Origin of the sequence: Tumebacillus amylolyticus (assembly GCF_016722965.1) — a bacterium.
Classification (GTDB): domain Bacteria; phylum Bacillota; class Bacilli; order Tumebacillales; family Tumebacillaceae; genus Tumebacillus; species Tumebacillus amylolyticus.
Map to the genome: position 1 here is coordinate 165,570 of NZ_JAEQNB010000005.1, position 14,066 is coordinate 179,635.

14 protein-coding genes are annotated in these 14,066 nt (G+C 55.1%); 1 reads left to right on the forward strand and 13 read right to left on the reverse strand.

Features of this window, described 5'->3' with window-relative positions; all coding sequences use genetic code 11:
• Window positions 1-5: 5 nt before the first annotated feature.
• The 6 genes from spoIIIAD to JJB07_RS16145 form a co-directional block, all read right to left on the reverse strand.
• Complete coding sequence (gene spoIIIAD, locus JJB07_RS16120) at window positions 6-395, reverse strand: stage III sporulation protein AD (RefSeq protein WP_201636833.1); 390 nt, start codon at window positions 393-395, stop codon at window positions 6-8.
• Between the two features lie 31 nt (window positions 396-426).
• Window positions 427-630, reverse strand: coding sequence for a stage III sporulation protein AC (gene spoIIIAC / locus JJB07_RS16125; RefSeq protein ID WP_201636835.1), 204 nt, complete (start codon window positions 628-630; stop codon window positions 427-429).
• A gap of 15 nt (window positions 631-645) precedes the next feature.
• Window positions 646-1,164 (reverse strand): stage III sporulation protein SpoIIIAB, encoded by a 519-nt coding sequence (gene spoIIIAB, locus JJB07_RS16130; protein WP_201636837.1) that lies wholly within the window; start codon window positions 1,162-1,164, stop codon window positions 646-648.
• Window positions 1,157-2,185 (reverse strand): stage III sporulation protein AA, encoded by a 1,029-nt coding sequence (spoIIIAA, locus tag JJB07_RS16135; RefSeq protein WP_201636840.1) that lies wholly within the window; start codon window positions 2,183-2,185, stop codon window positions 1,157-1,159. Before spoIIIAA ends, spoIIIAB begins: the two co-directional genes overlap by 8 nt.
• A gap of 188 nt (window positions 2,186-2,373) precedes the next feature.
• Window positions 2,374-3,756 (reverse strand): glycine--tRNA ligase, encoded by a 1,383-nt coding sequence (locus JJB07_RS16140; protein WP_201636842.1) that lies wholly within the window; start codon window positions 3,754-3,756, stop codon window positions 2,374-2,376.
• A 341-nt stretch (window positions 3,757-4,097) separates the two neighbouring features.
• A complete protein-coding gene (locus tag JJB07_RS16145) occupies window positions 4,098-5,972 on the reverse strand; it encodes a DUF2334 domain-containing protein (protein WP_201636844.1) in 1,875 nt (624 codons plus the stop codon).
• Window positions 5,973-6,049: 77 nt separating this feature from the next.
• On the opposite strand from JJB07_RS16145, the gene JJB07_RS16150 reads away from it, so the two are divergent.
• Window positions 6,050-7,969 carry an ABC-F family ATP-binding cassette domain-containing protein gene (locus tag JJB07_RS16150; protein ID WP_201636846.1) on the forward strand — a complete coding sequence of 640 codons (1,920 nt, stop codon included), beginning with the start codon at window positions 6,050-6,052 and terminating at the stop codon, window positions 7,967-7,969.
• Between the two features lie 94 nt (window positions 7,970-8,063).
• Here the strand turns inward: JJB07_RS16150 and JJB07_RS16155 are convergent, their stop codons facing one another.
• The 7 genes from JJB07_RS16155 to JJB07_RS16185 all read right to left on the reverse strand — a co-directional run bounded on the left by JJB07_RS16155 (window position 8,064) and on the right by JJB07_RS16185 (window position 14,055).
• Window positions 8,064-8,207, reverse strand: a complete 144-nt coding sequence (locus JJB07_RS16155; RefSeq protein ID WP_201636848.1) for a hypothetical protein — start codon at window positions 8,205-8,207, stop codon at window positions 8,064-8,066.
• A gap of 124 nt (window positions 8,208-8,331) precedes the next feature.
• Window positions 8,332-10,671: a diguanylate cyclase gene (locus tag JJB07_RS16160; protein WP_201636850.1), complete on the reverse strand. Its 2,340-nt coding sequence runs from the start codon at window positions 10,669-10,671 to the stop codon at window positions 8,332-8,334.
• A 174-nt stretch (window positions 10,672-10,845) separates the two neighbouring features.
• Window positions 10,846-11,292, reverse strand: a complete 447-nt coding sequence (locus JJB07_RS16165) for a YaiI/YqxD family protein (protein ID WP_201636852.1) — start codon at window positions 11,290-11,292, stop codon at window positions 10,846-10,848.
• Window positions 11,289-12,035: an HAD family hydrolase gene (locus tag JJB07_RS16170; RefSeq protein ID WP_201636854.1), complete on the reverse strand. Its 747-nt coding sequence runs from the start codon at window positions 12,033-12,035 to the stop codon at window positions 11,289-11,291. Before JJB07_RS16170 ends, JJB07_RS16165 begins: the two co-directional genes overlap by 4 nt.
• A 94-nt stretch (window positions 12,036-12,129) precedes the next feature.
• Window positions 12,130-12,393 carry a hypothetical protein gene (locus tag JJB07_RS16175; RefSeq protein WP_201636856.1) on the reverse strand — a complete coding sequence of 88 codons (264 nt, stop codon included), beginning with the start codon at window positions 12,391-12,393 and terminating at the stop codon, window positions 12,130-12,132.
• A gap of 109 nt (window positions 12,394-12,502) precedes the next feature.
• Complete coding sequence (locus JJB07_RS16180) at window positions 12,503-13,231, reverse strand: iron-containing redox enzyme family protein (protein WP_236588140.1); 729 nt, start codon at window positions 13,229-13,231, stop codon at window positions 12,503-12,505.
• An 86-nt stretch (window positions 13,232-13,317) separates the two neighbouring features.
• Complete coding sequence (locus JJB07_RS16185) at window positions 13,318-14,055, reverse strand: methyltransferase domain-containing protein (RefSeq protein WP_201636858.1); 738 nt, start codon at window positions 14,053-14,055, stop codon at window positions 13,318-13,320.
• Window positions 14,056-14,066: the final 11 nt, after the last annotated feature.

Below are 14,066 nucleotides of genomic sequence, written 5' to 3' on the forward strand. Positions count from 1 at the left end.
CCTCCTTAGGTCGGAAGTAGATTCAGCACCGTCTCTACCACGCGTTGCACAATCGGCAGTGCAAGTACGAGGATTAACACTTTACCGGCGAGTTCGATTTTGGAAGCGATGCTGCCTTCGCCCGCGTCCTTGGCGATCTGCGCTGCGAATTCTGCGATGTACGCGATCCCGATGATCTTCAAGATCGTCTGTAAAAAAATCATCTCGACCCCGGCTTGCACCGAGAGTTTCTCAAGCAGGTTGATCACGAGCTGGATCTTGTCGAGGAGGAAGATGAAGATGAACACCCCGACCAAGAGCGATAACAGAAACGCAATCTGGGGGGACTTGCCCTTCACGACGACGATCAGCATCGTGGCTGTCAACCCGAGGCCGACAATTTGGATGATGTCCATAGGCGTCGAACTCCTTTTTCGAGACCGGACGCTAGTGCGACAGGAACACGTCGCGGACTTTGTTGAACAGGTCGCCGATGTAGGAGACGACCGTGAACATGATCACGATAAAACCGGTCAGCGTCGCCCATGAGGCGAACTCTTCCTTGCCCGATTGCTTTAAAACGGTGTGGATGACCGCGGTGAGGATGCCCACACCCGCGATGAAGAATATTTCATTGATCTCTGTGCCCATCATCGTTCCCCCCCACTAATACAACAGGATCACGACGGTCAGCCCGAGCAGTGCGCCGAGGTACCGCCACATTTTTTCGTTGCGGGCTTGGTCTTCGCGAGCGCTCGCCTCTTCTGCCGTCAAATGCGCGACACCGAGGTGGATGTGCTTGATCTGGTCGGCCCGGTCAGAAGCCCCCAGTGTGCGTCCAAACTGGCGAAGCACATCGCGATCTCCCTCTTTGAGCACCAAGCGACTGCGCATCTCGTCGAGAGCCTCTTGCCAAGCACCGTCACCGGTCAGCCCGCGCCCGTCGCGGAGCTTGTCAGACATCTTGTGAAAAAACTCTCCGACCGGAGCGGGCAGTCGTGCGGCGATGCGCTGGCAAGCATCCGGCAGCGGGGTTGCCGCGTAAAAAATTTCGGTTTCCAACACCTTCAAAGCACTGACGAACTGCCGAAGTTGCTTGGGGCGTTCCGCATATCGGTTGGCCATTCGAAATCCGGCCATCGTGCAGGCCCCTAGGATCAACAGGCCGCCGAGCAGTTTAAACATGATTCTCACTCCCCGTCTGCACCCGTTCTCCCCGTTTGTCGAACACACCCTCGATCGTGCAGGGTCCGCGACGGCGGGAAAGCACGATGTAGCGGTGGAAGGCGCCCTGTTCAAACAGTTGGCGCAACACCGGACGGTTGCGGACTTCATGCATCCCGAAACCGTGTGCCGTGGTGATGACATGAACGCCTGCGTGAATCGCTTCCAGCAGCGCAGCTCCGTCCTCCGGGCGACCGATCTCGTCGGTGACGAGAACGTGGGGCGACATCGAGCGGATCATCATCTGCATGCCTTCCGCTTTCGGACAGGCATCCAACACATCGGTGCGCGGACCGAGATCGTGTTGTGGAACTCCTCGCCAGGAAGCGGCGACTTCGGAGCGTTCGTCCACGATGCCGACTTTTTGCGGCGGCAGTTTCGGATGCAACGTGCCGCAGGAGAGATGTCGGGCGAGGTCGCGCAGGAGTGTGGTCTTGCCGCATTGCGGCGGCGAAATCAAAAGCGTGTTGTGCAAGCGGTAGGCCGCGGAATCGATTAGCAGATGGCGAATCTTCTCTGCAGCATGTCGAACGTCGCGGGCGATACGCAGGTTGAACGTGGTAATCTCCTTCAAGCCGCGGAGTTGCCCTTGTCCATCCAAGAGAGCTCGTCCGGCAAGTCCAACACGGTGCCCACCGGGGATGGTGAGATAGCCGCGCCGGAGCTCTTCCTCCAACGCGTAGAGCGAAGAGTGCGTCATGAGGTTGAGCGTTTGGGCGATGTCTTCTTCGTCGATGAAATGCCCGTCCTCAGCGCGGGGTGACGTTTGACCTGTGAGGGTCACGAACGCCTCACGTCCGCCGTAGTAAACTTGCAGCGGACGACCCAGTCGGATGCGCACTTCTTCCAAGTGGCGGCGCACTTCGTCCGGCAAAGAGAGCACCGCCTGTCGAAGCCGCAGGGGAAGCACCGGCGCGATTTGTTCTCGCAGCACGGGTTCGAGATCGAGCGTGCTCGTCTGCAGCCGGTTGTGTACGATCATCGTGTCTCCTCCTCCCTGTCCCTCTCTCGTTTGTTATTTCATGTGTATGGGACAGGAAGTGGAGTTATACCAACTTGTTCGCAAAGAAACTAGAAAAAAGTTTTGTAGAGTGTGCGGGATGCTAGAAATAAAAAAAGCCCTCTGCCTCCCTCAAGGGGAGGAACAGAAGGCTTTTTAATATAGAAGGTTTAGAACTCCAGCTTCGATTCGATAAACGACTTCAGCTCGGCGATCGGCATACGAGTTTGTTCCATCGTATCGCGATCACGAACCGTCACCGCGCCGTCCGTTTCCGATTCGAAGTCGAACGTGATGCAGTACGGCGTACCGATCTCATCATGACGGCGGTAACGTTTGCCGATCGAGCCGGACTCGTCGTAATCGACGTTGAAATGCTTCGCCAGATCGGCGAAGACTTTCGTCGCCGGCTCAGACAGTTTCTTCGACAGCGGGAAGATCGCCGCTTTAAACGGTGCCAAAGCCGGGTGGAAGTGCAACACGGTGCGGGAATCGCCGCCCTCCAGTTGTTGCTCTTCGAAGGAGTCGATCAAGAACGCAAGAGTTACGCGGTCAGCACCCAGAGACGGCTCGATGCAGTACGGGATGTACTTCTCGTTGGTCTCGGTGTCGGTGTAGTGGAAGTCTTCACCGGAGTGCTCCATGTGCTGCTTGAGGTCGAAGTCCGTACGGGACGCGATGCCCCACAGCTCGCCCCAGCCGAACGGGAACTTGTACTCGAAGTCGCTGGTAGCGTTCGAGTAGTGAGACAACTCATCTTCATCATGATCGCGAAGGCGCAGGTGCTCATCCTTGATACCCAACGTGCGAAGCCAAGTGTTCGCTTCTTGCTTCCAGAACTCGTGCCACTTCAATTCCTCGCCCGGCTTGCAGAAGAACTCCAATTCCATCTGCTCGAACTCACGCGTGCGGAACGTGAAGTTACCCGGGGTGATCTCGTTGCGGAAGGACTTACCGATTTGGCCGATACCAAACGGGAGCTTCTTGCGCATCGTGCGCTGCACGTTCTTGAAGTTGACGAAGATACCTTGGGCCGTCTCCGGACGCAGGAAAATCTCGTTGGTGGACGACTCGGTGACGCCTTGGAAGGTTTTGAACATCAAGTTGAACTGACGGATGTCGGTGAAGTCGTGCGCACCGCAATCCGGGCACGGGATGTTGTGTTCCTTGATCAGTTCGGCCATCTGTTGGAAGGTCATGCCGTCCACGATGATCTCGATGCCTTTTTCACCCAGCGCTTCTTCGATCAGTTTGTCAGCGCGGTGACGAGCTTTACAAGCTTTGCAGTCGATCATCGGGTCGTTGAAGTTGCCGACGTGACCCGATGCAACCCAAGTCTTCGGATTCATGAGGATCGCCGCGTCGAGACCGACGTTGTACGGAGATTCTTGGATAAATTTCTTCCACCATGCTTTTTTGACGTTGTTCTTCAACTCAACGCCCAGCGGGCCGTAGTCCCACGTGTTGGCGAGGCCGCCGTAGATTTCCGAACCCGGGAAGATAAAGCCACGGTGTTTCGCCAGTGCTACGATTTCGTCCATTTTGACGCTCATCTGAAACAGCTCCTTCGTTGGTGAGGGGCTCAGCCAGGGCCACGAGCATACAAAAAAACTCCCGTCCCTAGGCTGGCTGTAAAAGCCTAGGGACGGGAGCTTCCTCCCGCGGTTCCACCCTAGTTGACGCAACGAAGAATCGCCACGCCCACCTCTTCACGATTTGCAGCTCCGAAACCGCCGTTTCCCTGCCCGCATCCGCTGGGCTCACACCGTCCCCAGCTCGCTGGTGGATGGAGAGGCAGGTACTTTCTGTTTCTTCATCGCCGCAACATTTTACGTTGCAACTATCTTACCCAATCTAAGGGAATCAAGTCAAGGGACAAGTGCCTATTTTCCCCTCACTTCATGACCGAAAGAGAAAAATCCACAACCCCGCCTCGTAAAAGCGGCTGCCGTACGCCGATGGCGGCTTTGCCGTCCCTTGTAAATTTCCCGACAAAAGGCGCCGCATACGCCCCTGCCGCCCACGGTCCGAACGTTGTGTCATGCGGAACGAACCGGTCCCCCTCATTGCGCGCCACAAGCCATAGACCCTTGGCAGAATCGACCAGCAACACATCATCGCGCCCATCACCGTTCACGTCCGCCACCAGCAACTTCCATTGATCTCCAACCCCGAACCCGCGCCGCCAGTAGGTCCCCACGTGCCCAGCAGTCGGCATCAACTGGCGGCCGTTGCTCAACGCCACTTTCCAATCTCCCGTTCTTCGGTTCCATGCCACGAGGTCCGAGCGGCCATCTCCATTGAAATCTCCCACCGCCACTCGCCAATCCTTGCCTTTCACCCAGCCTTTCAACCACAGGTGCGCGTGGTCTGTTCCCTTGACCATCATTTCTTCAAAGTGAGCCCCCGTGCTTAGCGCAACACGCAAATCGCCGGTCGTGACGTTGTAAACGGCCACGTCCGTTTTTCCATCTCCGTTGAAATCCCCGACGAGCGGAACCCAGTCCTCGCCGCTCGGGAAGTGTTCCAACCAGAGAAACTGTCGATCCCCTGCCGCGGGAGCAAATCTCTGTCCATCGCTCAACGCCACTTGCCACTGCCCGATCTCCGGGTCCAACACGATCAAATCCGCCCGGCCATCACCGTTCACATCGCCCAAGAATGGACGCCAATACTCCCCTTGCGCCCACCCGGTCAACGCCTGATCAGGATCTCCAATGGGAATGTTGCGGTTCGGATATCCATCCAAGTTCGCTCGCAACACCGACCAAGTGCCTGTCGACGGCTCCCAAAACACCAATTCTGACCGCTGGTCACCGTCTACATCTCCCGTTAACACCACCCCGTTATTTCCCGGGAAAACACCCGTTCGCCTCGCCGACGGCGCAAACGGCACGAGATTCAACAGATGCTCAAACGTCCAGCCTTGCTGCTTGAAACAACGGATCAACCGGTGCAAAGGCGATTTGACATCATACTTCACCCGCTTCTTGCCCGATCCCGTCGATTCGAACGCAATGTACGGAAACTCCAAAAACGCATGATAAAAAAAGCCGGCAATTTCATCAGGTGCATACTCTGCAATTTCCTTGCACATCCGCTCCACATCTTGCTCCGGATGCGACCCATCTATATAAAAAAGCGGAGTCGGCACATACACGACACCTCTGTACAGCGGGGTGTCGAGGTCTTCAAACTTCACTTTTTTATTCGCTTCTTCATGGCTCGGGTCGTTCTCGAAAAACAACCCGACCCAACCTTCCAACACCTGACGCGCATTTCCTTCCGCCGCATAATGGGGCGTCTCAAACCAATCCAACTTCACTCCCGCCTGCTTAGCTGTCGCAAATCCATCGCGCATCCGACTGGACGAATAGGACTTCTCAAATTCCTCGCGATCGAGATACGAGGCGTCCGGCTCTTGTGGGGGGCAATCGCTCTCGCAGGCTGAGTAGGCGAACTCATACCCGTCTGCACTGGCTTCCATTTGATATTGATGCCGGTATCCGTGCATCCCGATCGACCCACCGCGCGTGCGCAGATAGTGGATCACGTTCAAGAACTTCTTTACAAATGGGTCTTTGCCGTTTGCAATCGACGAATCATACCCCTTGGATGGATCGACAAAGCGTGGAATCATCGCGACATGAAACGGCACACCTTCGCGTGCCAGAAGGTCGGCCACCACGCACAATTTTAGTAGACTTTCCTCTGTCCCGTACTTTCCGCCCGGCCCGACGTCTTCCAAGCGAATCAACGCTTTTTTCACCGTCCGTCCCTCCTCTTCGATCACGTATAAAAGTATGCTACACTGGTGAGTAGCATACCGAAAAGAAGGTAGAAACCATGAACTTACTCTCTGCTCTCAACCTCACGAAAACCCACGGCGAGAAAACGCTGTTTCAAGACCTCAACTTCGGCATCGACAGCGGCGAACGCATCGGCCTGATCGGTGTCAACGGAACCGGCAAGTCCACGCTCCTGCGGACGATTGCCGGAACGGAGCTCGCCGACTCAGGTCAAGTCGTGCGCGGCACGAACATCCGCGTGGAATTCCTTCCGCAAAACCCGCAATTCGACGAGCACCTGACCGTCCTGCAATCGGTCTTCCAAGGCGACTCGCCCGTCCTGCGCCTGCTCTACGACTATGAGCAGACCCTGAGCCAACTCTCCCTCCATCCGGAAGATGAGAAGTTGCAAACCCGTCTCTTGCGCCTCACCCAAGAAATCGACCAGAACAACGCGTGGGAGATGGAAGCCAACGCCAAGAACATCCTCAACCGTCTTGGCATCACGGAGTACGAAGCGATCGTCGGCACACTTTCCGGCGGCCAACGCAAACGTGTCGCCATGGCGCGTGCCCTGATTCGTCCGGCTGATCTCTTGATCCTCGATGAGCCGACCAACCACATCGACAACGAAACTGTCGATTGGCTGGAAACCTACTTGGCAAAAAGCAAAGCGGCCCTGCTTATGATCACGCATGACCGCTACTTCCTCGACCGTGTTACCAACCGCATTTTAGAATTGGACAAAGGCAACCTCTACTCGTACAGCGGCAACTACGAGACCTTCCTCATCGGCAAAGCCCAACGCGAAGAGTCGACGGCTGCCAGCGAAGACAAGCGCCAGAATCTCCTGCGTCGCGAACTGGAGTGGCTGCACCGTGGAGCCAAAGCACGCACCACCAAACAGAAAGCCCGCGTCGAATTCGCCACCGCTCTGCGCGATCAGAAAGTTGAAAAAGCAAGCGCACAACTGGACATCGCCATCGGCTCTCAACGACTCGGAAAAAAAGTTCTCGAACTCACCGACGTCACCAAGTCGTTCGGTGACCGTACTCCGCTTCGTGACTACAACCTGCTGGTTGGACCCGGTGAACGCATCGGGATCGTCGGTCCCAACGGCAGCGGCAAATCAACCCTGCTCAACTTGATCGCCGGCCGTCTCCAACCGGACAGCGGCACGGTAGATGTCGGCTCCACCGTGAAGATGGCGTACTACACGCAAGAAAGCATCGACATGAACGAAGAGATGCGCGTCATCGAGTATATCCGCGACGTCGCGTCTTACATCAAAACCACCGACGGTGAAACGATCTCTGCCGGACAGATGCTCGAACGCTTCCTGTTCCCGCCGCATCAACAATGGACACCGATCTCAAAGCTCTCCGGCGGTGAAAAACGCCGTCTCTACTTGTTGCGGATCTTGATGAGCGAGCCAAACGTTCTCTTGCTGGACGAACCGACCAACGACCTCGACGTGCAAACGCTGACGATTCTCGAAGATTATCTGGACCATTTTGACGGCACCGTCATCACCGTCTCCCATGACCGCTACTTCCTCGATCGCGTGGTGGATCGCCTGATCGCCTTCGAAGGAGAGCACGGCATCTACGAGACGCTCGACATGTACTCCGTCTACCAAGCTCAACGAGAAAAAAGGCTGACTGCATCTGACTTGCCCGCTACAGCAACCAGCGAAGACAAGCCGAAAACGCAAGCCTCCCGCTCCGAAAAACCGCGTGCCCGCCGCATGACTTACAACGAGCAGCGCGAATACGAATCGATCGACAACCGCATTGCAGGTCTTGAAACGGAACTCGCCGACGTGCAAGCCGAACTTGCGAAGGGCGGCAGCGACTACACGCACCTGCAGAAACTAACAGATGAGGAAACTCGCCTCACCGCAGAGTTAGAGTCTGCTGTTGAGCGTTGGGCCGAGCTCAACGAACTCGCCGAAGAAATCGCCCGCAACAAAAACTAACTCCATACAACGCAAAAAGGAGAGAAACTTTTCGTCGAAAAGTTCTCTCCTTTTATGTGACACTTCGGATCTTGATCTCTGTAGTACCGGTCAATCAGTCACCCCAGGTGAAAACGTTAGGATCACACGGAATCGGGATGAGCGAGCCTGCTGTTTTTTGTGCAGTGCCAACACCTGCTGCTACCGTCAAAAACAAAGCTACAGCAACCAATACGCCAGCCAGTACCACTTTTTTCATCTCTCATTTCCCCTTTTACCCTATTTTTGGTATCCCTTACGATCCCAAGCCCCAACAACTCTGCGGCTGTACCCCTACAGCGCGCGCAGAATGCGTTTCAACAAGTCATCGATCCATTTCCGTATCATTGGAGCGAGGCCTCCCTCACGACCGAACTGTCCGGATTCTCCCCAGAATCCGACCAACGGTCAGGAAAATGTTGCCGCACTACTTCGAGAAACTGATCCACTAACTCAGAGTCGAATTGCGTCCCTTTACAGCGACGAAGCTCTTCGACAGCCCAGTGCATCGGCATTTTGTCTCGGTAGCAACTGTCTCGCGTCATGGAATCGAATGCGTCGGCGATGGTTACGATGCGCACCGCCTGATCCAACGTGGACGCCTCAATTCCGTGCGGATACCCTTGCCCGTCCATCCGTTCATGATGCGACAAGAGAATCGGCAGAATGGAATCGTAGACGGTTCCGAAGTGTCTTAAAATATCATGCCCGACGACCGGGTGCGTTCGCATATTGCTATGCTCAGCTTTGTTTAACACCGCGCTTTTTTTCAATACTTGATCCGGGATGCCGAGCTTCCCGATATCGTGCAAGAGAGCGCCAAAACGCACTCGTTCAATCTCGTCCGGGGGCAAATGTAGACGTTGTGCCAGCCAGACGGAGTATGTGGCGACCTGCAGACTGTGGTTGTAGGTCACGACGTCGCGCGCTTTTAATGCATGCAGCAATCCCTTGGTGATCGAGCGCCTTGATTCGATCTCTTCTGCGCTTGGCACGATCTGTTCCGAGTTGCCCTGATAGACTGGGTGGCCCTCGCCTTGAATCTGCGAGTACAACGTAATACAACCCTTGCCGCTGGCCTTTGAGAAATAGGCAGCCTTGTCCGCTTGTTTGACGGTCTCTTGGATGTTGCCGTCCCCTTCCAAGCAAGTCGCAACGCCGAAACTCAGCGAGATGGACAGCGTGTGTCCCTCCAGCGTCACCGGCAAGCGAATCTGCTCTAATAGACGGGCCGCAACGATTAGTCCGATTTCTTCGGTCGCGTTTGGCATCAGCAGAGCGAATTCGTCCCCGCCGTAACGCACCGGAATGTCCTCGTCCCTCGATTCCGAGCGGATCAAACTCGCGACATAGTGCAGCGCAAGGTCGCCGATATGGTGGCCGTAGGTGTTGTTGATGTCCTTAAAGTTGTCAAAATCCATGATGATGACCGTATTCGCAACATGAGGAGCTTTCGTCATATCAGAAAGTTTGCGGGCGAAGTAGTGACGATTGTACAACTTGGTCAAGTTGTCCGTGTTGGCCACCCGTTCCATGCGCTGGTACAAGTACGCATTCGAAAGTGCAGCCGCGCCGTGAGACACGTACACGTCCAGAGACGAGTCGATCTCTTCCAACAAATCGCGCGGGCACAAAAGCGTCATCACCCCTTGTACATTGCCCTGTGCAATCATCGGGCACAAGAGTTTGACGTGCGTGCTCTCGCGAGCCGACAGCACGATGCGCTTGCCTTGTTGGAACACGCGATCGATGCTTACATCCAACTCGGTCAGCGTGACCGACTCGATTCCGGTTCGCTCCTTGATTTGATACTGCTCGTAGCTTTCACGGTCGGGGTTCTTCCAAACGATGTACAACGCTTGGTACGGAACCTCGTCCGATACGCGGGCAAACACGGTGAGAAGCGTCGATTCGAAGTTGAGCGATGTGCCCATCAGCAACGCGTGTTTCTGCAGAGCTGCCACCTCGTCAACTTTGCGGTTGAGCATGTCGTTTGCCGTCTGCAAGGAATCCAGATGCTGCTGAACCTTGTTGGTCTGGTCGATATACAGTTTGAAACTGTACCGCGCCATGATCAGCGGCAAGACGAAGATCATCAACCCGAGCACGTTCAACACCGCATAGGCTTTGTACAGCCCGATGCCGATCCAAGCCAAGAACAAGTAGTTGAGCATCGGCCAGCGATAGTTCTCATTCCAGATCCGAAACGGAGATTCGTTGGCGGTCAGCGCGATGGCGAACGTGATCAGGGCGGAGTTGATCGTATAGAACAACAGCGGTACGAAAATAAACTCCAACAACCAGAAGTAGCTCATCCCTTGTGCCATCTGCAAGATCTGCCCGGAGATGTAAGCCGGAATCGCCAACCCCGCCACGTTGAAAATCAACTTGTGCGGTTTCAAGCGTTTCGGATAGAACGAAGCCACCAACCCGATGACCATCGAGGTCAGAGCCCCGACCTCCGGACCCAGCAACAGCACGGCCGCATACGCGATTGAGAACGACACCGATACCCACGACTGCTTCGCGAGTGCAACAGGCATCAGTTGAACCACACCTGCCAACACGAGAAACACCAATGCGTCAAACAACACCCCATGTGGAAACATGGTCAACGTAAAAGCCAACAGCGCCAGTCCGATGATATTGATCGTGTAGACATAGAGTCGAAGCGACGTCTTCAATGAATATCACCTCCTTTATAAAAAGTTAGCTTTCTACTTGGGTCGAATTTTTAATGTTGTACCTTTATGATAGAACAAAGTATATATTCACGCAATAATTAAAGGGATTCTATTTAAATAGGCTATTTCAGCAGGATAACAAAAAAAGCATGCGTAAGAGCCGCATACTTTACTTTATCCGCTGATTTTGTTGAGTAGCTCGACTAAATGAGATTGAAATTTCTCTTGATCATCATTTGTGCGTTTCTTTGGACCGCGCGTTCTACCGCCGCCCCGTCGGTGTTTGGCTGCGGACTCCCGCATCTCCAAAAGCAGTGGCATCGTGGCGCTGTCATACTCTGTACCGTTCGGGTTCAAGGCATAGCCTCTTCTCCCGAGCACCATCGCAGCCAAGCCGATATCTTGCGTGATCACGACGTCCCCCGCCTGCAAACGGTTCAAAATGGCAAGGTCCACCGCTTGGGCGTGGCCATCTACGACCAAGCGGTTTTTGGCTTGCTGTTCATGGTGGACGTTCGTGACCAGCCACACGTCGAGAGCGCGCCGTTCCCCCTCTTCGAGAGTGAACTGCACAGCTCCACGCGGGCATCCATCGCCGTCAATCCAGATCTTCGGCATCATTTCTTGCCCACATCGTTGAGATGATCGCGAATGATATCCGGAACACCCTTGATCGTCTCCAGCGTGAAGAAACGTCCGATCACCGGCACGTTCAAATCGGCTTGGTCGAACGACCAACCGCCTTTGTCCGGCAAATGAATGGCGTGAATGCCTTCTTCAAGCGCCGGTCTGATGTCATTGCGAGCCGAGTTGCCGACCATCCAGGTAGACAGATGCTCCAAACCTCGTTCCTGCATGATCTTGGACAACACAGAACGGTTCTTGTGTTCGCTGATAAAGCGGCGATCCTCCGGGAAAATGTCGCCAAGGCCCGCCTTCAACACTTTCGCGGTCTGAATCTCGTGATCGCCCCCGGTGTAGAGGTACAGTTCATGCCCCTCCGAGCGCAACAATTCAAGCGTATCATGCGCATGCGGGTACAACTCGATCGGCTTCGTGTACACTCCGTACCCGACCGCTTCGATTTCCTGCTCCTCATGCTTCGACGGCGTCTTGCCGTACTTCTCACACATCAGACGGTAGGTGGCGACCAATGATTCCGGGAAACGGTGCTTGCCAAGCCCGTGCTGCTCGATGCCGGAGAGATCGATATGTTGTTGTGTATCATCAATCAGTTTCGCCTCAATCGGGTAGCCTTGGAAAAACGAAAGCATCGCCGCGATAAACTCCGAGCGGGCTTCGTTGAAAAATCGGTTGCAATGAATCAGGGTGTCGTCCAGATCAAATAAAAGATGTTGCTTCATACCCTGGTCCCTCCTCTCGCACGTATCTTCCCATTATATATCACATCCCCATGACAAAAAAAGCCGACGAACCATCGTTCGCCGGGTCGTCGCTTTAGAAGTTGCCGTTTGGGTAGAGTGCCAAGTACGCGATCCACAGCGCTACGGCGACGGCAATGCCGACCAATGCCCACAGCAGAACGCCTTTCCCATCACGGCTGAAGATCGCCCGCAAGAAGCCCATCGTCCACGGGGCCGGCGTGTTCGGGTACGCCGCGTGGTACTCTTCCTCGATGTCTGTATACTGTTTGTGCATCTTCTCTTCGAATTTGTCATCGAACTGTTTTCGTTCCTGAAGTTTTTGATCTTCATGGTTCATGCGCATCTCACCCTCCTTCTGTTCTCTAGCGTTTGCAAAACGCCCATTTTCATTCCCAACGTAAAAAGGCCATCCTCGGGTCGCGAGGATGGTCTTGTGGTACTCAAAATTATTTGCGTTTCATTTCGTCATACAATTCGTCATAGAAACGAGCTTCTGACAGCGCAATTTCTACACCTGCGCGGTAGATCGTTTGCAGTTGCGCAGGCTCCGGGAAGTCGACCAATACATCGCGACAGAGTTCGTAATGACGCGGTTCGTGCGTGTCGGCATGCGCCATCCAGAACGCTGCGTTGACTTTGCGCTCCCTATTGTAGTTCGGGTGACGCAATCCTTCGCCGATCAAGCCCATGACGAGACCTGCAAACAATTCGGACCCAAGCCCGACCGCCGCCATCGCTTCCAAAGTGGTCGCCCCGCGCAAGAAATTCAAAAAGGAGTCTACCGCCTTTTGGGTCGCCGCTCCCACCGGATAGTCCGGCACATGTTCGTCGTTGACCGTCACATCGGGAGCCACCGACTCCAAGAACGTGCGATACATCCGGGAGTGGTATCCCTTGGGATTGCCGCGTCCGGCCTCATCCCAGAGGTTGTCCACCAACGGCACCCACCAGCGGTCCAAGGGTTCCACCGCCGCAATCGCAGCCCCCAGCACACGCGGGAAATTGCGGCTGTAATAGCTGTATTGCAAGGCAAACTCGCGAATTTGTGCCGTAGTGAATTCACCGTTTCCAAGCGCCGTCAGGAAACGGCCTTTGACGATCTTCTCTTTCACCTGTTCCATCACGGCGCGTTCTACGTCTTGGTACGTTTGAAGTTCCAGCATGGTTTCTTGCATGATCTCTTGTCTCTCCCCACTTGATGTCTGTCTGTTTGTACATGGAAAAAAGGACGGAGGCGCTCTTCGCTCCGTCCCCTTTTTCCTTACTTCTTGCGGACAGCTCGGTACACACGGTACCCAAGCCGCCGTGAAAACTTCTCGGTTAAGGCCTGGTGGGCGCTCCAGATGTCATACAGCCTCGGGTCCACGTCTTGCGATGCCTCAAATTCCGGCAACTCCTGCTCGGGAGTCTGCTCATTGGGAATCGCCGAAGCCACCGTGCCGCCTCGCACCACAGAAATCGACTCAAACCCGATCCCCTGCAAACGCCCCGTCCATTCGGTCTCTGTCGGAACCTGACGCGTGTTGTACACGCTGCTCAATTCCTCCAGTTCCTTTGCCGAAAGCGGACGCTCCGCCGTCATTTCCAAATCGAGCAGGACACCGCCCGGTTTCAGCACGCGGGCATACTCGCCAAGAGCCGTGTTGATGCGCGTGAAGATCGTCACCGACTCAACGAGCACCAAATCAAACGACTTGTCTGGAAACGGAAGCCGGTGTACATCTCCTTGCAAGAGCTGCACACGCACTCCTTCCCGTTGAAAGCGCCGCCCGGCCTTCTGCAACATCAGCGGGTGTTGGTCGAGCGCCGTCACCTGTGCGCCGTATGTCTTCGCAAGATAGGCGGCGGTCTGTCCGGTGCCGCATCCGGCATCGAGCACTTGCGAAACAGGAGTCAATCTTTCCTTCGCCACGACGTCCCGGGTCAACGCCAATCCGCCCGGATGGGCGCCGCCGATCCCGAACGTCGCCAGAAAATCATGATACGTCAGTTCTCTCACGCTCACTCCGC

Bases quoted from the DNA above. Each gene is read 5' to 3' on its own strand.
- JJB07_RS16165 (WP_201636852.1), bottom strand. From the start codon at position 11,292: ATGATGCCGAAGATCTGGATTGACGGCGATGGATGCCCGCGTGGAGCT.
- spoIIIAB (WP_201636837.1), bottom strand. From the start codon at position 1,164: ATGTTTAAACTGCTCGGCGGCCTGTTGATCCTAGGGGCCTGCACGATG.
- JJB07_RS16175 (WP_201636856.1), bottom strand. From the start codon at position 12,393: ATGAACCATGAAGATCAAAAACTTCAGGAACGAAAACAGTTCGATGAC.
- JJB07_RS16150 (WP_201636846.1), top strand. From the start codon at position 6,050: ATGAACTTACTCTCTGCTCTCAACCTCACGAAAACCCACGGCGAGAAA.
- JJB07_RS16140 (WP_201636842.1), bottom strand. From the start codon at position 3,756: ATGAGCGTCAAAATGGACGAAATCGTAGCACTGGCGAAACACCGTGGC.
- spoIIIAA (WP_201636840.1), bottom strand. From the start codon at position 2,185: ATGATCGTACACAACCGGCTGCAGACGAGCACGCTCGATCTCGAACCC.
- spoIIIAC (WP_201636835.1), bottom strand. From the start codon at position 630: ATGGGCACAGAGATCAATGAAATATTCTTCATCGCGGGTGTGGGCATC.
- spoIIIAD (WP_201636833.1), bottom strand. From the start codon at position 395: ATGGACATCATCCAAATTGTCGGCCTCGGGTTGACAGCCACGATGCTG.
- JJB07_RS16170 (WP_201636854.1), bottom strand. From the start codon at position 12,035: ATGAAGCAACATCTTTTATTTGATCTGGACGACACCCTGATTCATTGC.
- JJB07_RS16155 (WP_201636848.1), bottom strand. From the start codon at position 8,207: ATGAAAAAAGTGGTACTGGCTGGCGTATTGGTTGCTGTAGCTTTGTTT.
- JJB07_RS16180 (WP_236588140.1), bottom strand. From the start codon at position 13,231: ATGCAAGAAACCATGCTGGAACTTCAAACGTACCAAGACGTAGAACGC.